Source organism: Bacteroides sp. OM05-10AA, from assembly GCF_003439055.1.
Classification (GTDB): domain Bacteria; phylum Bacteroidota; class Bacteroidia; order Bacteroidales; family Bacteroidaceae; genus Bacteroides; species Bacteroides intestinigallinarum.
Map to the genome: position 1 here is coordinate 1 of NZ_QSUR01000030.1, position 15,032 is coordinate 15,032.

A 15,032-nucleotide genomic window follows, 5' to 3' on the forward strand; every position below is an offset into this window, starting at 1 on the left:
GCGAAAGTAGGAAGAAAACTACTTCGTTTTCCTCCTACTCGATTTTCGAGGCGGTTTCAAGCGACGTCGAACAAGGAGAGTTGCTTCGGCTCTAAATACTGCCGTTTGATCTCTTTGAGTTTCGACATAAGTTTGCGAATCTTCGAGGCATTGTAGTTACAGCCGTCGGAGCTATGCACCATCGCATAGGTGTAACGCTGTTCCAACTCGGCGATGCCTTGTTTTACGGCGGTTTTATAGTCGCTGATCGGCTCGTCCCAGACCGACGGGTGGCTGCCTCCGCCTGCGCCGCCCGTGCTCCAATCTACCGTAACGGCATATGTGCCGTCTATCGACTGCCCGATAAGGATTGTATTGAATATATCCAACTCGATACGCTCCACGATAGGGAGCATCCCGCGTATCCATCCGTACTCGTCGAATTGCTTGGCTGCATAGCCGAAAAGCAGTCCGCGTTCGTATGTCCGCACGTTAAGGATAATCTTGTGGACGCTGTTTCCGAAACTCTCGAAATAGGCGATCTGTTCGACGTTGTCCCGACGGACGGCCAAGAGGTAACGCAGGACTGCGTTACGCTCTACTCGGCACGGGTTGTATTCCAAAATCGCCTCTAACTTCTCTTGCTTGGTATATTCTTGTATAGGTTTCATAATGATTCTATTTAGGTGGGTTGAACTTATGCCGAAATGAGGTTGGCGACGGAGGTATGGCGTTGCAGCCACTCCTGCACGTACTCTGCGTTGTATTCCGAGGTAATGACCGCCGTGTGTTCGTCCGTTTGCATGAAGCGTGTGCTTTCGTAGCTGTCGATCCACTCTTTGAGCGAGGCGACGCCCCATGCTTCCACATCGTCGAAATAGTTGTCCAATATGCGGATCGGCTCCGTAAAGGTTACTATCAATGTCCGGTAATTTACTCTGTTCTTTTTTCATCGTTCATCTATTTATTGTTTCTATTATTCAACCATGTATCCCGTTTTGCTCGGCACTCCTCCAATGTCGGGGCGACGCAGGAGAACAATTCGCCGTCCGTGTGTCGGTAGTCGTATTGACAAAGACGTTTCTTTCTGCGTGGGGAAAGAGTGAGGGTAAAATACTCGTGGCGTTCTTCTCCCGTCGGGCAAACCGATACGCCGTTTACTGTTATTTTCGTTTTCATTGTCGTAATCTTTTAGGGGTTAAAACTCTGCTTTCATCAGCCTGCACCTGAAATATTGGGTTTGCTCGCTGGGCTTGCGCTGGTGTACCCATAGATGATGTGCGCCGAAACCGTACACGAAATAGTCGTCGAGCGGCACTTGGGTTTTCAAGCGTTCGAGACCTTGCCGCAGGCTCTCTTCGCCATCGGCAAAAAGAATGGTGTTCACAAGGCGGAAATAGGTCTCCGTCACTTCGTCGCAATAGGGACAAAAGAAAGATTCGATTGTTACGTTCATAATGCTTTGTAATTAGAGTGTTAATAACCAAAAGAGAAAACCGAAAAGGGCGACCGCAGAAAGCAGGAAGACGATGCAGCCGAACAGAAAGCGGATAATACCCTCTATAATCTCCTTGCAGAGCCATAGACCTATCGACCATGCCCAAATGCTACCGCCGAACATACTGCTGACAAACATTGCCAGAACCAACCAAAATGCGATTTTTAATGTTGCTTTCATCTTTGACCTCCTTTTCTTGATTGATGCGGATTTGAGAGTGGAGGGAGTGAGTTTCTTATCCTAATCTGCCGCTCGTTTATCCGACATTTTTTTTGATGCGTCTTTCGGTCGCGTCGGTCGTTTCGTTTCAGGGGCTTTTCGGTGTAGAGGTTAGGACGTACAAGGTTTTTGAGAACAAATACCTCGCAACCGCAGGGCGCAGGGAAGATTTTTCGCAAAACCGCAAGGCTCGACCTTGTACGTCCGTCAAGACCTCGTAAACACCTTTGCACCTGCAACGTAACGACGCCACGACGCGATGGGAAGACAGCGAAAATGGAGGTAAACGAATTATTAGGCAGATTCGAGAAAGTACGAATAGTGCCTACCTATTCGTACACATTAGGAAATACTCTTCTTTTTTGAGATTTCGCAAATATTTCATTTTATAATAAAGTTCTGAATTATAGGGGGGGGGATTCAACAACAAGTGGAAAATGTTTTATATCGTTAAATCTAACGATTCAGATTCTAACGAAATTATAATTTACTTATCTTTGCGAATAATGATATTTTTATTGTTTATGAAAAGATTTTGTATGTGGCTACCTACAATAATTTTATTATTGATTCCGGTGGCATTCTTCATTTTCCATGCTTGTGGATATGAAGTTTATATAGTCAATGGAGAAAAATACCCATGGATTATTAATTCTGAAGAATTGTTGAAAGTAGATTCTTTGAGTAATAATTCTATGGAACTACTTCTGTCATTAAAACGAGATGGATTAGTTTTATCTCCACAAGAATATACAAATCATACATATAACTTTTTTTCATGGTTACTTACTATCTTAGTAGCAGTAATTGGTATTGTTGTATTGGTTTTTGGGTTGAATGTCGATAAAAAAATAGAAACGAATATAAATTCCCATCTTAAGACCAAATGGTTGGAATTGATGCGAATAGATAAAGAGGTTGATGCTACAATTGGGGGAATTATTGACGATAAGATTGGCAATGGATTATCCGATATATCTCACGATTTTGAAGAATTACAGAAAAGAGTGAGAAAATTAGAAGATACTTCAATACGTTTTGAAACAACAGATAACGATGGGACGGAGAATGACTAAACAAAATTCTTCTTTTATTGAGAAGAATAGCTCACAAGAAGCTGCTACAGATATTTTGAGAGATAAAACTGAATTTGTTAGAAATTCTGTATTTGATGTTTTTGCCTATACGCAATCTTTGTCGGATATTGAATTGAGAATAGAACCTTTATGTGATAATGTTTCTGGTTACATTGAGAAGAAGGATGATAAATTTATTATTGTTATAAATAGTCTTCAATCTCCCCTTCGGCAGCGATTTACGCTGGCACATGAGTTGGGACATTATACATTGCACAAAAATAATTTGGAAGGCCAACACCAAGATACAGCATTGTTTCGGGATGCTAATGAAGATAGTTTAGGTATTGAATATGCCGCAAATGATTTTGCTGCTGAATTATTGATTCCTAAAGAAGCCTTTGAAAATGCAATCAAAGCTGGAACAAATACTCCAAAGCAGTTAAGTAACCTTTTTCAAGTAACGGAAAAAGCTATTTTATATCGTGCATATAAGCTCGGTATAATAAAGTCATTCCCTAATTAGTTTGAATTATGAAATATACATTACAAATTAAAACAGGAGATGCAGAATATCGAGCCTTAAAAAATATTCCTAAGGTTATTTTCTCTAATCCCGATTTTCGAGTACTTGCTGAAATTACTCGTGGACGTAAGAGCAAAAACGATAAAATAGGTGATTTGCAAAAAAGAATTGATGCGTTAGGTGATTTTTTAGATCCTTCTTCATTTGTATTTTTTGATATTACTTCTGAAGAAAGTTTAAGCAACGAACAAATAGATGAGTTGTATGATTTTCAACATGGATATGCAAATTGGGATGTGTTATTTACAAAATTACATAACCAATATTCTAATGCTACCCCTATGCTTCTTGTTAATGATCAAGATGAAGGTTATGTGAATTTTATAAGGCAAATTAAAACTTTCGCCGAAAAATATAATAAAATTGGATATAAAATATATCCAGCAATAGATGCAAACATCATAGAGGAAGAAATAAAAATTATAAAAGATAATATAAACGATAATACCCAACTATTTATCTTTTATGATCAGGGCTATATTGTTGATGGGCTTATAAGAATAGCAACAACAAGAGCAATAGATTGTTTGGGTAGAATATCTGCAATATTAGAATCAATCCATAATGTTGAGTATATATTTACCAGTACATCTTTTCCTGATAGTGTAACCAGTTTGAGCGGAAATATGAATGGGAAGATTAAATGTTCAGAAATATCCCTCTATGAACAAATTGTTAGTGCCATTACGAATATAAATGTATCCTATTCAGATTATGGTAGTATTACTCCGAAACGTAATGATGAGGCAGCATATTATAGTAGAGGATGGACACCAAGAATAGATGTACCTGTAATTTCTCAACAGCAAATTTATTATTACCGCCAAAAAAGAGAAAAAAGAGATTATGCTGATGTTTACGTTGATGTTGCAAGTAAGTGCATATCAGATTCTCTCTTCCCCAAGGGTATTGATTGTTGGGGAGTTCAAACTATAAAAAGTGCAGCAGCAGGGCTTAAACCCGGAGCTACTCCATCGTTTTGGTTGTCTGTCCGAATGAATATTTTTATTATTGAACAATTAAAAAGATTATCTATAATCTAATGATATATAATTAGTATTCATTAAAATATCTTCATAATGCAATATTGTTTCAAGGTCGTTATTTGTCCAGCGACATTTACTTGATGTATGCTTTATGAATAGATTGTGTGCTTGAAAAAAGGAAAACAAATCATTATCAGATCTGGTATATTTAGAATATGGACTATTATTCCGAATATATGAAATTGGAATGGACATTAAAAGCTCTTTTTTGTCTATTAAATGATTTTTTTTTGCCCGTCGTTTATATACAATTTTCTTTGTCTTTGTTGAATAAAGGACAATGCCAACAAAGTCTGGTATAAGTTGTAGTTGGTCGAGATGATTAGCTGTAGTAGCTACATATATATAATCAAATAACTTACAGTAAGCATCTAATTGGGCTGGTAATCTGCGCATATCATCATTCCATGCTTTGATTTCATATGCGTAGCTTAAATTCTCTTTACAAAAAACCAAATCGACAATCTTAGATTCTTCAGAAATCGTTAATTCACTGCAAACAACAAATGGTTTGCTGTTAATGTGAGCATAGTTATTGATTAATGCTGCTTTTATTATATTTTCATTTGGATGTAGATCTATTTTTCCCATTATCATATCATAATCAGTCAGTTGTATATTACTATTCTATCTCGAACAAATTTATTTTTCAAAAATACGAAAAAGAAAAAGAGGTTGCAGTTAATATAAGAAAAAAATATTATATTTGCAGGACAAATGATAAATAACGGGCAGACAAGAAGAAGTCATTAGGCGACTATGACAGACAAAATACCGTTACTAAATCGTTACAGGCGTGTTTTTTGAAATCGTTATCACCTTGATAATAAGGATTTTCGGAGAGATTGGTTCATAACCCTGTCTCTCCGCTGAAATGTATCGGATAAAACCGGACAGTAAGAGAATAAAATCCTACAAATCATTGATTTGTAGGATTTTTTGTTGTCTATCAGTCTCGTGTGTTATTTGCAATCTTTACCAGCATCAACATAACCGGAACCTCAACCAATACGCCGACAACTGTTGCCAATGCTGCACCTGATTGTAGACCGAAAAGTGAAATAGCTACGGCAACCGACAATTCAAAAAAATTGCTTGCTCCGATCATTCCGGCAGGTGCGGCAACATCATGGGGTAATTTCCACCACTTCGCCCAACCATAAGCAATAAAAAAGATCAAAACTGTTTGCAGGATAAGCGGAACAGCTATCAAAATAATATGTAGAGGATTATTTAATATCGTTTCTCCCTGAAATGAAAACAGGATAATGAGCGTTAACAGTAGTCCGCCAATGGTGTAATTATCAAATTTCTTACAAAATACATTATTGAAATATTCTACTCCATAATGACGGATAACTGTTGTGCGGGTAATGACTCCGGCGGAAAGTGGAATTACGACAAATAGGATAACGGAAAGTAGTAAAGTGTCCCACGGAACAGATACACCGCCAACTCCCAAAAGGAAAGCTACGATGGGTGCAAACGCTACCAATATAATTAAATCGTTCACTGCTACTTGTACTAATGTATAAGCGGCATCTCCTTTGGTCAGGTAACTCCACACGAATACCATAGCTGTGCAGGGGGCGGCCCCCAATAGTACCGCCCCGGCTAAATATTCTTCGGCTAATCCGGCAGGTATAAATGTCTTGAAAATGACATAAAAGAATAAATAGGCTATTCCAAACATCGTAAACGGCTTTATCAGCCAATTTGTTACACAGGTAACTATGATTCCTTTCGGACGTTTTCCGACATTTTTAACGCTTTGGAAATCGACCTTTAGCATCATTGGGTAAATCATTAACCAAATCAGGATAGCTACGGGGATAGACACATTAGCGTATTCAAGTTTGCTTAGTGTCTGCGGAACTGCCGGAAGCCATTGCCCTATGGTAATTCCAATGATAATACACAGAGCGACCCATATCGTTAAATATTTCTCGAAAAAACTAATTCCTTGTTTCTTTTCCATAGCAATAACTGTTTATTTTAATTGAGGTTTTAATTCGTTCAGGTAAAGAATATTCTTTAGTTATTTTTCCAGGTTATCAGAGCGGTATTTCCATTCGATAATTCTTCTACTTTCTTAATCCAAATCAATTCATTCTTTGCCTTTGCCTGCAAAAACGAATTTTGGGTATCGGTTAATGACAAGCAGGAGTTTACTACCCACCATTTATTATTTATTCCGGCACGTTGCAAATCCATTTGTAAGCGTTCCGCTTCAAATACGGGCGTTGCCTCGGGTAAGGTTACTATAACGACTTCTGTTTCCTGCCGGTTTCTTAAACGTGGCAATAACTTTCTTACCGAAGCGGGACTATCACCGTGGGTACGTTGTACTTCTTTATGATAACTTTCTGTTGCATCCAGTAGTAGTAATGTATGTCCGGTAGGAGCGGTGTCGATTACGATAATTTCATTTTCTGCTTTATCTACGATTTCTGCAAATGCCCGGAATACTGCGATTTCTTGTGTACATGGTGAACGCAAATCTTCCTCTATGTATTCCATATCTTCGGCAGTCATTGTTTCTGCCACCTTACTGCGGACTTCGTTTTTATAGGCTTCCAATACTTCCGCTTCATCAATGCGGCTTACTGTAATGCCTGCCTCGATAGCTAGATTATAGTTCAGGTGGTTTGCCGGGTCGGTAGTAGTAAGATGTACCTTTGCGCCCAGTTTGGTTAATTTCAGGGCGATTTCAGTAGCTAACGTGGTTTTCCCTACACCGCCTTTTCCCATAGTAAAGACAACCCTTTTTCCTGATTTATAAAGGTCATTCACCAATTCATTTATATTTTTTGCGTCTGTAATGCGTTGGTAATTTGTGTTTTTTGTTAGATTGTCATTGTATAGCATCCGGCGGATATTTGCTATATTAGACAAATTGTAAGATCGTAAAGGAACATAATAAGAGGGGTATTCCAACAGTTCCACAGGGGTTTGTTTTAAGGCAGATTGTTGCCTGTCATAAATCTGTTTCGATACGCTATCGGATTCATCTACCTGCTGTAAAAGTCCGTTGATTACCAATAATTGGTTTTTAATTCCCAGTAATTGTAATTCATGTGAAGAACGGGCGGCTTCTTTTAATGGCGCGATTTCAGGACGGCTGACTAATACTAACCGGGTGGCATTGGCATCCGAGAGTGTTTCAACGGCTTGCTTATAAATGCCCTTTCGTTTTTCCAAACCGGATAATTGCCCTAAACAAGATGCGCCATGTGTGCTTTCGCTAATAAACGTACTCCATGCGGACGGCAGTTGTAACATTCGTAATGTATGTCCGGTAGGGGCTGTATCGAAAATGATGTGATTGTATTCTTTTGCTTTATCAGCATCCGTAATAAAATCGGAGAATTGGTTGAAAGCTGCGATTTCTACCGTGCAAGATCCTGAAAGTTGCTCTTCCATGTTCTGGATAACACTGTTCGGTAGTTGTCCACGGAAAGGTGCAATAATGCTTTCCCTATATTCTGCTGCTGCTTGTTCGGGGTCGAGATTGACAACGGTTAAACCGGGTACTTCTTTTATGTCAGTGCCATGTCCATTTAATGTCTGATTAAATACGTCTTGTAAGTTTGAAGCCGGATCGGTGCTGATAAGAAGAATTTTCTTCCCATTATCTGCCAAGCCTACTGCAGTAGCACAGGCAATAGACGTTTTTCCTACACCGCCTTTCCCTGTAAAGAAAAGGTATTTAGTCAAATCTATATCTGATAGTTTGAATGCTTTCATTTTTTGAATATATTAGTGGGTAAATGACTATTTTACTGGCATAAAATCCAAATTAATTCCCGTCCATTCACTCATTTGTTGAGTGGTTGGATAGGTTTGCGAAACGGCAACTTCACCATCTACTAAAGTAATAGGCAGTGCATCCGCCCCATGCTTGTGAAGGAACTCATTTATCGTTTTGTTGCTCACATAAACTTGAGGTTCGTCACGCAAGTTGTGCCGGGTAACGATGATGCCCTGTTTCTTCAACGTTTCAATAACAACTGCAATTCGCATCAATTCAGGATTGATGTTTGTTCCACACAAACCTGTAGGGCAACACATTGCCGGGTCGAATATTTCTATCTTTTTCATACTGTTTTTATTTTAAGTGATATTAATTGTTTTTTTATAGATAAAAAATGACTGCATAATAAATTCCTACTGCGATAAAGAGAATAGCAACTATTTTACGAAACCATTTCTCAAATACTTGTATTTGGTTATAAAACTTGCCTAATCCGGCAACGCTGTAAGCCAAAATCCATGCGACAAGGATTACGGGCAATCCTGTAGCAATGGCATAAATTACGGGTAAAAGGTAACCGCCTGTTTCTGCTGCTGATAAAGGCATGAGCATACCGAAATAAAACACTCCACTGGTAGGACAAAAAGCAAGGGCGAATAAAATCCCTAATAACATAGCTCCCCAACCGCCTTTCATTTTGCCTTTTAAACGTTCTCCGCCTATATTGATTTTGGGCAGATTGAGTTTTATCAGGTCGAGCATGAATATTCCAATAATGATTAGTACCGGGGCTATCAGCATTTCCCCGTATTTACTTATGGCTTTTTGAACTAAAAACATGCTTGCGCCCTCACGAAGTATAGGAATAAGGATAAAGCCAAGAATGGTATAGGTCACTATTCTGCCAAATGTGTAAAGCAAACCGTTTATAAATATCCGGTGGTGATTGTCTATGTCCTTACTTATAAATCCTATCGCTGTTATATTGGTAGCTAGCGGACAAGGACTGACAGCCGTTAAAATTCCTAATATAAAGGCTGTAATGACAGGGACGGAGCTGTTATCTAATAATGATTGAAGAAAGTTCATTTTATAACTGTTTTAGCAGGTTGTCAATCTTGCTTCTAATTCCCTCTTTAAACTTTTCCGGCTCATTTCTTGCATTGGCGAAACTGAATTCCGTCATATTATTTACATGCTCTTTTCCGTCTTTCCAGCTATTTACAAATAAAGACGACCAGGCAACTTCGTATTTGTCTGTAATCGCTTCATTCTCTTTCTTGGAAATGTCGATCATTTGATAGATGATTTTACGGTTTGCTTTTTCTTTGGAATAAAGGCTATCCAAAAGGGCTACCGTATTGGCTTCTATCGCTCGGCAAGTAATACATCGCTGTGCGCCATGAAAATAAAGAATCTCAATGCGGTTAGATTGCAATTCTTCCGCTTTAATTTCTCCGGTCTTTTTCTTTGAGCCATTTCCACAGGAAATTAAAACCAGTGTTGCGGTCAGTAGATAGAATAACTTTCTCATAGCCTGTTTTTTATTTGGTTATCAGTTCTTTTATTTCTGCCAGGGATAATCTTTTTCCTGCTGATACCACTTTGCCGTCAATAGCCAAAGCCGGAAGATTTAAAATATTATACTCCATGATTTTTAATAAATCTTCTTCTTTGATTAGCGTTGCATCGCAATCTAATTCTGAAATTGCCTGCTTGGTGTTTTCATACAATGCTTTACAGCTTGAACATCCGGTTCCTAATACTTTTATTTCCATTTTTCATTCTACTTTAAAGTTAATATAATAATCGTAATTCGTAGAACTACGAACAATATTCCTAAAAAAAGGTGCTGTTATTCACAGCACGATGTATCTTTACATTTGCAGTTTCCTAAGAAAGCGGCAAAAAGTTTTCGGGCAAGTTCCCAATTTTCCCGATTGATGCAGTACCGGACTTTTGGGGTTTCTATTTCTCCTTGAATTAGGCCTGCTTCTTTCAATTCTTTCAAATGCTGCGAAACTGTTGCTTTTGCAATAGGTAGTTCTTCGTGAATATCACCGAAGAAACAACTCTCTTGTTTTGCTAAAAAAGCAAGAATTGCCATTCGTGCTGGGTGTCCCATTGCTTTGGCAAAACGGGCAACCTGTTCCTGCTCTGTTGTGTATTGCTTTTCTTTCACTTCAATTCTCCTTTCTTGTTAGTTGTTCGCAAAACTACGAACATTTTTATAGATAGCAAAATAAAATAGATTTTTTTTCGATTGGACACAGGGTACGAGTGTATGTATACTTGTGTCTACGTTGAAATATCTATATTTAGGTATTTGCATAATTCAAAAATGTATTTCTCCATTAAGATTATTGTAGGAATTATGCAAGTTGTTGATTTGCAGGATTTTTATTGTCTGTAAGTTTATCTCTCAATAATAGTCGGAAATATTTCGTATGATAAAAGTATCTTGGATGGATGGTAATCTAAATAAAATGTATATTTTTGCTGCTTTATATTTAATTGGAAAGTAATGAGGTATATTTTGCTTTTCTTCGTCATATTTCTTTTGCCGCTCTCTCTTCAGTCTAAAGAGAATACGGCAGATAGTTTGAAAACCTTGTTTATTCATGCACAAACACAGCAAGAACGGATGGAAAGGTGTCTCAACCTTGATAATTATTACAGAAATTATCTCTTCAAAGATTCTATTCCGCTGACTCGCATCTTGTTTGACGAGGGAGTGAAGGCAAAGAATGAATATATCATAGCTGATGCTCTGCGTAAACTTATCATGAATATCAACAGGAAAGAGCGTGTATTGACGAACGACTCTGTGATTTACTACCTCAAGCTTGCTGACAAATACCTGACCGGTGAACGAAAGAAGAGCTTTATAACGGAGGTGCATTTGAAGAATATTCGTTCGATAGCCGATTGGACGGACAATGAAGGCCAAACGATTGAATATTTGACAAAGATGTATACTGATCCCGAAGAAAATCAGGAGGACATCTATTTTCAGATAGAACGCAATTATGCTTTAGGCATGGCGACTACGCTGACTATTTCTGAAACCAGAATTGAAAATTATAAGAATGCCTCCCGTTATTTCGACCGTGTGTTTGAATTATTATTGAAACTGCCTGTGGAGCATGCGGCGGAATTACTGTTCTGGGCCAATGATAATATCTATCTTAGTTATCTTAATTCGCGCGAAGGACCCAAAACGGTAGCTTTCTTGGAGAAAATGATGGATATTCTGGAGCACTATAAAGAAATGCCGGAAGTGAAAAAGGATATCTATCAGAATTTCGAATACGTTTATTCATTATATTATATGGGGATTGCTCATTTTCCGTCATTAGTGGGATATGAGAAAGCGTATCACTGTCTGGAAAAGACGGATGAAATGCTTCGAAAAAGAGGTGAAATGCTGACATTGTATTTTGCTTATGAGGGTTTCTATGAAGATGCGCGCAATTACAGAATGGCAATTGCTTATAAGGATTCGGTTATCAATACCATGGGAAATGAAAATACTGCAATCGTATTGGCGGTTACATCCAGCATGTATAAGGAACAAGCCAAATGCTATGCGCGCCTGCATGACTATAAGGATGCATACGAGCGGATGGAAATCTATGATTCATTGCGGGAGAAAGTGGTGGATGCGGAATCCAGTGAATTGCGGGCGGAAATGGATACCCGTTATGATCTGAATCATCTGGAGTTGGAAAAGGAACGCTTGACTTCGCGAAATCGGCAGATCGGTTTCCTTTCTATAAGTTTTGTACTTCTTTTATCTATCGTTTGGGGAATCAGCCAACGAATCCATTTGAATAAGTTGAAACGGATGCAAAAGGAATTGCTGGAATCTAATGAGGAAGTACTCCGGCAGAGCGAAAAGGCGCAGGAAAGCGAGAAGATGAAAACAGCTTTCATCAATTCCATGTGTCATGAAATCCGCACACCGCTGAATGCGATCAATGGTTTTAGTAATTTGTTGCTGGATGAAACGATAGATGCCGAATGTAAAGTGGAATTTCCGGAGTTGATTCAACAGAATACGGATTTGCTGACTCGTCTGTTGAACGATTTGCTGGAAGTTTCCAATTTGAGTAGTTCGGTGGAAGAGCTTCCGATGGAGAAGGCGGATATTTGTTCTATCTGTGTGCAGGAAATGGATAGGCTGCAGACAGGAGAGGGGAAAGCAAGCATTCACTACTGTTTGGATGTGGATAATGGTGATTGTAATATCCGCACGAATATTCCTTATTTGTCGCAAACCCTTGCTCATCTGTTGAATAATGCCAATAAGTTTACCGAAAGCGGGGAAATTAAGTTGAGCTGTCACAGGGAGGGAGAGCAGCTTGTAATCAAAGTGACCGATACTGGTATTGGCATTCCGGAAGAAAAACAGGAATGGGTTTTTGATCGTTTCACCAAACTCGATGAATTTAAACCGGGAGCAGGACTTGGGCTTTATATTTGCCGACTAATTGTCAGGCGCTTGGGAGGGACAATAAATATTGACCGTGAATACACGGGAGGTACTCGCTTTGTACTTGTATTTCCAGTGAAAAATTAGCTTTTTTAAGGAAAAGGCGAAAAAGTATTTGGATATATCAGAAAGATGTCTTACTTTCGCGCTCCGAAAACGAGGAGAGATGCTCGAGTGGTTGAAGAGGCACGCCTGGAAAGCGTGTATACGCCAAAAGTGTATCGCGGGTTCGAATCCCGCTCTCTCCGCAGTTTTTAATATACATTCCTTTCTGAAGCTCTCTTTTTTAGTTAAATATTTCTATTGCCACTAAAAATACTTGTTTTATTTTTGTAATAGTTGCAAATTTAGATTATGTTTGCATCGAGATTTTCTAAACTCAATTACTTACACATTAACAAACAAACATTATGAACTTATTGAGAGGGATTACCCGGGGGACTACCCTATTGTTATTACTGGGCGTTATTGCAAGTTGCGCAGAGAAAGATTTGTATAACAGTGACGAAGATTCACGGAAGTCTAAATTACCATCCGAAGATTCTTATTTTGGTTTTCAATTGAGAGGAAATATTCCACTCAATGTAGATTATGCTGCTTCAGGTTTTGTAGCTAATGTAGAAGTGTATGCCGAAGATCCGGTAGATGCTTCAGGCAAATTGAAAGAGGGGATATCGCCTATTTATAAGACTTTTATAAAAGATGGTAAAATCTCGTCTACTATGTATGTGCCTACTGCTGTGAAAGAAGCGTATCTGTATACAAATCGTATGGGATTGCCTCACTCTGTGAAATTGACAGGTAGCGCAAGTGGCTTTTCGTATGATGCTAATAAGGCAACAGGTTCTAAAACTCGTGCAGCTGCCGCAGCTGGAGTGCTAAATGATCAAATACCTTATCAATTAGGACCTGCAGGTCGTGGAGATAATATGTATTCTTTGTGTACTTGGAATGGTAATGGATATCCGACGACCGCCAATTATTTGTCTAAAACGTCTTATGATATGGATGGATTGACTTCTCGTGTGCAAGCTTATTTAGCAAACAATAGAGCTGCAAATGGCGGGAAGAATGAAAATCTTCGTATTGATGCCGATAAGTTGAATATTACTATTCCTGTTGGTGTTACTGGTGGTAGTGCAAAGGTTGAAGTTTCTTTTGTAGATGAAAATGGAGCCTTCCAGAATGTTTTTGGATATTATTATTATAAGACAAATTCTGCTCCTACTACTCGCAATGATTTTTGGGGAATGAAGAAATATGTGATTTTCCCTAATGCAGGTTATAGAAGCTATGGCTTAAAATGTGGTGATACTGCCAAACTTCTTTTCTTTGGTGAAGATGGTAAGGCTGTTCCGACAGAAGATTTTCCGGGCGGATATACTATTGGTTGGTTCCTGTTGAGTAATGCTGCTCCTTGGGTGAGCGATAATGGGGATAATATCAAGAAAGTAAATGACCTTTATACACAATATCATACTCAATCTACAAGAAATATCTGTTTGTCGAATGAGAGTGGCGATGATCGTCAGTTCATAACTCTGTATGACACCAAATCTAAATTATTAGTAGTAGGTGTAGAAGATGAGTTTGGCGCTACTAAAGGTGATAATGATTTTGACGACGTAATGTTCTGTGTGAAAACTACGCCTGAAATTACTGGTGACGACCGTCCTATTATTCCTGATGAAACTCCTGAAGTAAAACCTGAAACAGAAACAATCGTAGGTACTTTGGCTTTCGAAGATAATTGGCCTAAAGCTGGCGACTATGATATGAATGACGTGATTATAGAATATAAGCGTGCCATAACCTACGATAAAGATAATAAGGCTATTAAAGTGGAAGAAAGTTTCACTCCGAAGCAGAAAGATAATGCTGCTATTTATGACAATGTGTTCGCTTATCAGGTAGACAATATGGGAACTGTAACTTTACCCGCAGGATGTGAAATTGAAAACGGATCACGTTCGATCGTTATTACTAAAGGGGTGAAATATTTGCAAAACCAGACATTTACTATTACTCGCGAATTTGGTTCATCCATTGATAAAGATAAAGTGAAAACAGACTTCAATCCTTATGCGATTATAAAAGGAATCCGTGGAACCGGACGTGCAGAAGTGCATTTGCCGAAAAAGTCACCGACTGATTTGATCGATAGAAGTAAATTGTATTCCGAGAGTGATGCTTACTTTATTGACAAGGATGGTAAATATCCATTTGCAATAGATATTCCAATAGTAGGATTTATACCGGCTGATGAAACAAAGCAAATAGATTCGGCTGGACAATATCCGTCATTCAAGACTTGGGTTAACTCCAATGGATCACAAGCTGCAGATTGGTATCTTAAAGATAAAGGTGCTAAGTAGCAAT

General features: G+C 38.5%; 18 protein-coding genes and 1 tRNA gene. 6 read left to right on the forward strand and 13 right to left on the reverse strand.

Annotated features, from left to right (window positions below; genetic code table 11):
• Positions 1-56: 56 nt before the first annotated feature.
• Genes DXB58_RS20205 through DXB58_RS20225 form a run of 5 tightly spaced genes read right to left on the reverse strand, consistent with a single transcriptional unit; the run spans position 57 to position 1,657 of the window.
• Positions 57-650 carry a hypothetical protein gene (locus DXB58_RS20205; RefSeq protein ID WP_122138067.1) on the reverse strand — a complete coding sequence of 198 codons (594 nt, stop codon included), beginning with the start codon at positions 648-650 and terminating at the stop codon, positions 57-59.
• A 26-nt stretch (positions 651-676) separates the two neighbouring features.
• Complete coding sequence (locus tag DXB58_RS20210) at positions 677-901, reverse strand: hypothetical protein (protein ID WP_122138068.1); 225 nt, start codon at positions 899-901, stop codon at positions 677-679.
• Between the two features lie 38 nt (positions 902-939).
• A complete protein-coding gene (locus tag DXB58_RS20215; protein ID WP_122138069.1) occupies positions 940-1,158 on the reverse strand; it encodes a DUF3873 family protein in 219 nt (72 codons plus the stop codon).
• A 19-nt stretch (positions 1,159-1,177) separates the two neighbouring features.
• Positions 1,178-1,435, reverse strand: coding sequence for a hypothetical protein (locus tag DXB58_RS20220; RefSeq protein ID WP_122138070.1), 258 nt, complete (start codon positions 1,433-1,435; stop codon positions 1,178-1,180).
• Positions 1,436-1,447: 12 nt separating this feature from the next.
• A complete protein-coding gene (locus tag DXB58_RS20225; RefSeq protein WP_122138071.1) occupies positions 1,448-1,657 on the reverse strand; it encodes a hypothetical protein in 210 nt (69 codons plus the stop codon).
• A 563-nt stretch (positions 1,658-2,220) separates the two neighbouring features.
• On the opposite strand from DXB58_RS20225, the gene DXB58_RS20235 reads away from it, so the two are divergent.
• Genes DXB58_RS20235 through DXB58_RS20245 form a run of 3 tightly spaced genes read left to right on the forward strand, consistent with a single transcriptional unit; the run spans position 2,221 to position 4,401 of the window.
• On the forward strand, positions 2,221-2,772 hold the full coding sequence (locus DXB58_RS20235) for a hypothetical protein (RefSeq protein ID WP_147338742.1): 552 nt from the start codon (positions 2,221-2,223) through the stop codon (positions 2,770-2,772).
• The gene (locus DXB58_RS20240) at positions 2,765-3,298 is read left to right on the forward strand and encodes an ImmA/IrrE family metallo-endopeptidase (RefSeq protein ID WP_158571575.1); all 534 of its coding nucleotides are present in this window, start codon (positions 2,765-2,767) and stop codon (positions 3,296-3,298) included. Before DXB58_RS20235 ends, DXB58_RS20240 begins: the two co-directional genes overlap by 8 nt.
• An 8-nt stretch (positions 3,299-3,306) precedes the next feature.
• Complete coding sequence (locus tag DXB58_RS20245; RefSeq protein WP_122138074.1) at positions 3,307-4,401, forward strand: hypothetical protein; 1,095 nt, start codon at positions 3,307-3,309, stop codon at positions 4,399-4,401.
• Here the strand turns inward: DXB58_RS20245 and DXB58_RS20250 are convergent.
• From DXB58_RS20250 to DXB58_RS20285, 8 genes are all read right to left on the reverse strand, one after another.
• Positions 4,387-4,995, reverse strand: a complete 609-nt coding sequence (locus tag DXB58_RS20250) for a sce7726 family protein (protein ID WP_158571576.1) — start codon at positions 4,993-4,995, stop codon at positions 4,387-4,389. The genes DXB58_RS20245 and DXB58_RS20250 overlap by 15 nt on opposite strands.
• A gap of 358 nt (positions 4,996-5,353) precedes the next feature.
• Positions 5,354-6,382 (reverse strand): ACR3 family arsenite efflux transporter, encoded by a 1,029-nt coding sequence (arsB, locus tag DXB58_RS20255; RefSeq protein WP_122138076.1) that lies wholly within the window; start codon positions 6,380-6,382, stop codon positions 5,354-5,356.
• 56 nt (positions 6,383-6,438) lie between these two features.
• Positions 6,439-8,151: an arsenical pump-driving ATPase gene (gene arsA, locus DXB58_RS20260; protein ID WP_122138077.1), complete on the reverse strand. Its 1,713-nt coding sequence runs from the start codon at positions 8,149-8,151 to the stop codon at positions 6,439-6,441.
• 27 nt (positions 8,152-8,178) lie between these two features.
• Positions 8,179-8,505 carry an arsenite efflux transporter metallochaperone ArsD gene (arsD, locus tag DXB58_RS20265; protein WP_122138078.1) on the reverse strand — a complete coding sequence of 109 codons (327 nt, stop codon included), beginning with the start codon at positions 8,503-8,505 and terminating at the stop codon, positions 8,179-8,181.
• A 34-nt stretch (positions 8,506-8,539) separates the two neighbouring features.
• Positions 8,540-9,247 carry an aromatic aminobenezylarsenical efflux permease ArsG family transporter gene (locus tag DXB58_RS20270; protein ID WP_122138079.1) on the reverse strand — a complete coding sequence of 236 codons (708 nt, stop codon included), beginning with the start codon at positions 9,245-9,247 and terminating at the stop codon, positions 8,540-8,542.
• A gap of 1 nt (position 9,248) precedes the next feature.
• Positions 9,249-9,692, reverse strand: coding sequence for a nitrophenyl compound nitroreductase subunit ArsF family protein (locus DXB58_RS20275; RefSeq protein ID WP_117935159.1), 444 nt, complete (start codon positions 9,690-9,692; stop codon positions 9,249-9,251).
• A 10-nt stretch (positions 9,693-9,702) separates the two neighbouring features.
• On the reverse strand, positions 9,703-9,936 hold the full coding sequence (locus tag DXB58_RS20280) for a thioredoxin family protein (protein WP_122138080.1): 234 nt from the start codon (positions 9,934-9,936) through the stop codon (positions 9,703-9,705).
• A gap of 77 nt (positions 9,937-10,013) precedes the next feature.
• On the reverse strand, positions 10,014-10,340 hold the full coding sequence (locus DXB58_RS20285; RefSeq protein ID WP_117935155.1) for a helix-turn-helix transcriptional regulator: 327 nt from the start codon (positions 10,338-10,340) through the stop codon (positions 10,014-10,016).
• A 342-nt stretch (positions 10,341-10,682) separates the two neighbouring features.
• On the opposite strand from DXB58_RS20285, the gene DXB58_RS20290 reads away from it, so the two are divergent.
• The 3 genes from DXB58_RS20290 to DXB58_RS20300 all read left to right on the forward strand — a co-directional run bounded on the left by DXB58_RS20290 (position 10,683) and on the right by DXB58_RS20300 (position 15,028).
• Complete coding sequence (locus DXB58_RS20290) at positions 10,683-12,740, forward strand: HAMP domain-containing sensor histidine kinase (protein WP_122138081.1); 2,058 nt, start codon at positions 10,683-10,685, stop codon at positions 12,738-12,740.
• Between the two features lie 73 nt (positions 12,741-12,813).
• Positions 12,814-12,901, forward strand: a tRNA-Ser gene (locus tag DXB58_RS20295).
• 162 nt (positions 12,902-13,063) lie between these two features.
• Positions 13,064-15,028: an LruC domain-containing protein gene (locus tag DXB58_RS20300; RefSeq protein ID WP_122138082.1), complete on the forward strand. Its 1,965-nt coding sequence runs from the start codon at positions 13,064-13,066 to the stop codon at positions 15,026-15,028.
• Positions 15,029-15,032: the final 4 nt, after the last annotated feature.

Bases quoted from the DNA above. Each gene is read 5' to 3' on its own strand.
- DXB58_RS20205 (WP_122138067.1), bottom strand. From the start codon at position 650: ATGAAACCTATACAAGAATATACCAAGCAAGAGAAGTTAGAGGCGATT.
- DXB58_RS20215 (WP_122138069.1), bottom strand. From the start codon at position 1,158: ATGAAAACGAAAATAACAGTAAACGGCGTATCGGTTTGCCCGACGGGA.
- DXB58_RS20220 (WP_122138070.1), bottom strand. From the start codon at position 1,435: ATGAACGTAACAATCGAATCTTTCTTTTGTCCCTATTGCGACGAAGTG.
- DXB58_RS20225 (WP_122138071.1), bottom strand. From the start codon at position 1,657: ATGAAAGCAACATTAAAAATCGCATTTTGGTTGGTTCTGGCAATGTTT.
- DXB58_RS20235 (WP_147338742.1), top strand. From the start codon at position 2,221: ATGAAAAGATTTTGTATGTGGCTACCTACAATAATTTTATTATTGATT.
- DXB58_RS20240 (WP_158571575.1), top strand. From the start codon at position 2,765: ATGACTAAACAAAATTCTTCTTTTATTGAGAAGAATAGCTCACAAGAA.
- DXB58_RS20245 (WP_122138074.1), top strand. From the start codon at position 3,307: ATGAAATATACATTACAAATTAAAACAGGAGATGCAGAATATCGAGCC.
- DXB58_RS20250 (WP_158571576.1), bottom strand. From the start codon at position 4,995: ATGGGAAAAATAGATCTACATCCAAATGAAAATATAATAAAAGCAGCA.
- arsB (WP_122138076.1), bottom strand. From the start codon at position 6,382: ATGGAAAAGAAACAAGGAATTAGTTTTTTCGAGAAATATTTAACGATA.
- arsA (WP_122138077.1), bottom strand. From the start codon at position 8,151: ATGAAAGCATTCAAACTATCAGATATAGATTTGACTAAATACCTTTTC.
- arsD (WP_122138078.1), bottom strand. From the start codon at position 8,505: ATGAAAAAGATAGAAATATTCGACCCGGCAATGTGTTGCCCTACAGGT.
- DXB58_RS20270 (WP_122138079.1), bottom strand. From the start codon at position 9,247: ATGAACTTTCTTCAATCATTATTAGATAACAGCTCCGTCCCTGTCATT.
- DXB58_RS20275 (WP_117935159.1), bottom strand. From the start codon at position 9,692: ATGAGAAAGTTATTCTATCTACTGACCGCAACACTGGTTTTAATTTCC.
- DXB58_RS20280 (WP_122138080.1), bottom strand. From the start codon at position 9,936: ATGGAAATAAAAGTATTAGGAACCGGATGTTCAAGCTGTAAAGCATTG.
- DXB58_RS20290 (WP_122138081.1), top strand. From the start codon at position 10,683: ATGAGGTATATTTTGCTTTTCTTCGTCATATTTCTTTTGCCGCTCTCT.
- DXB58_RS20300 (WP_122138082.1), top strand. From the start codon at position 13,064: ATGAACTTATTGAGAGGGATTACCCGGGGGACTACCCTATTGTTATTA.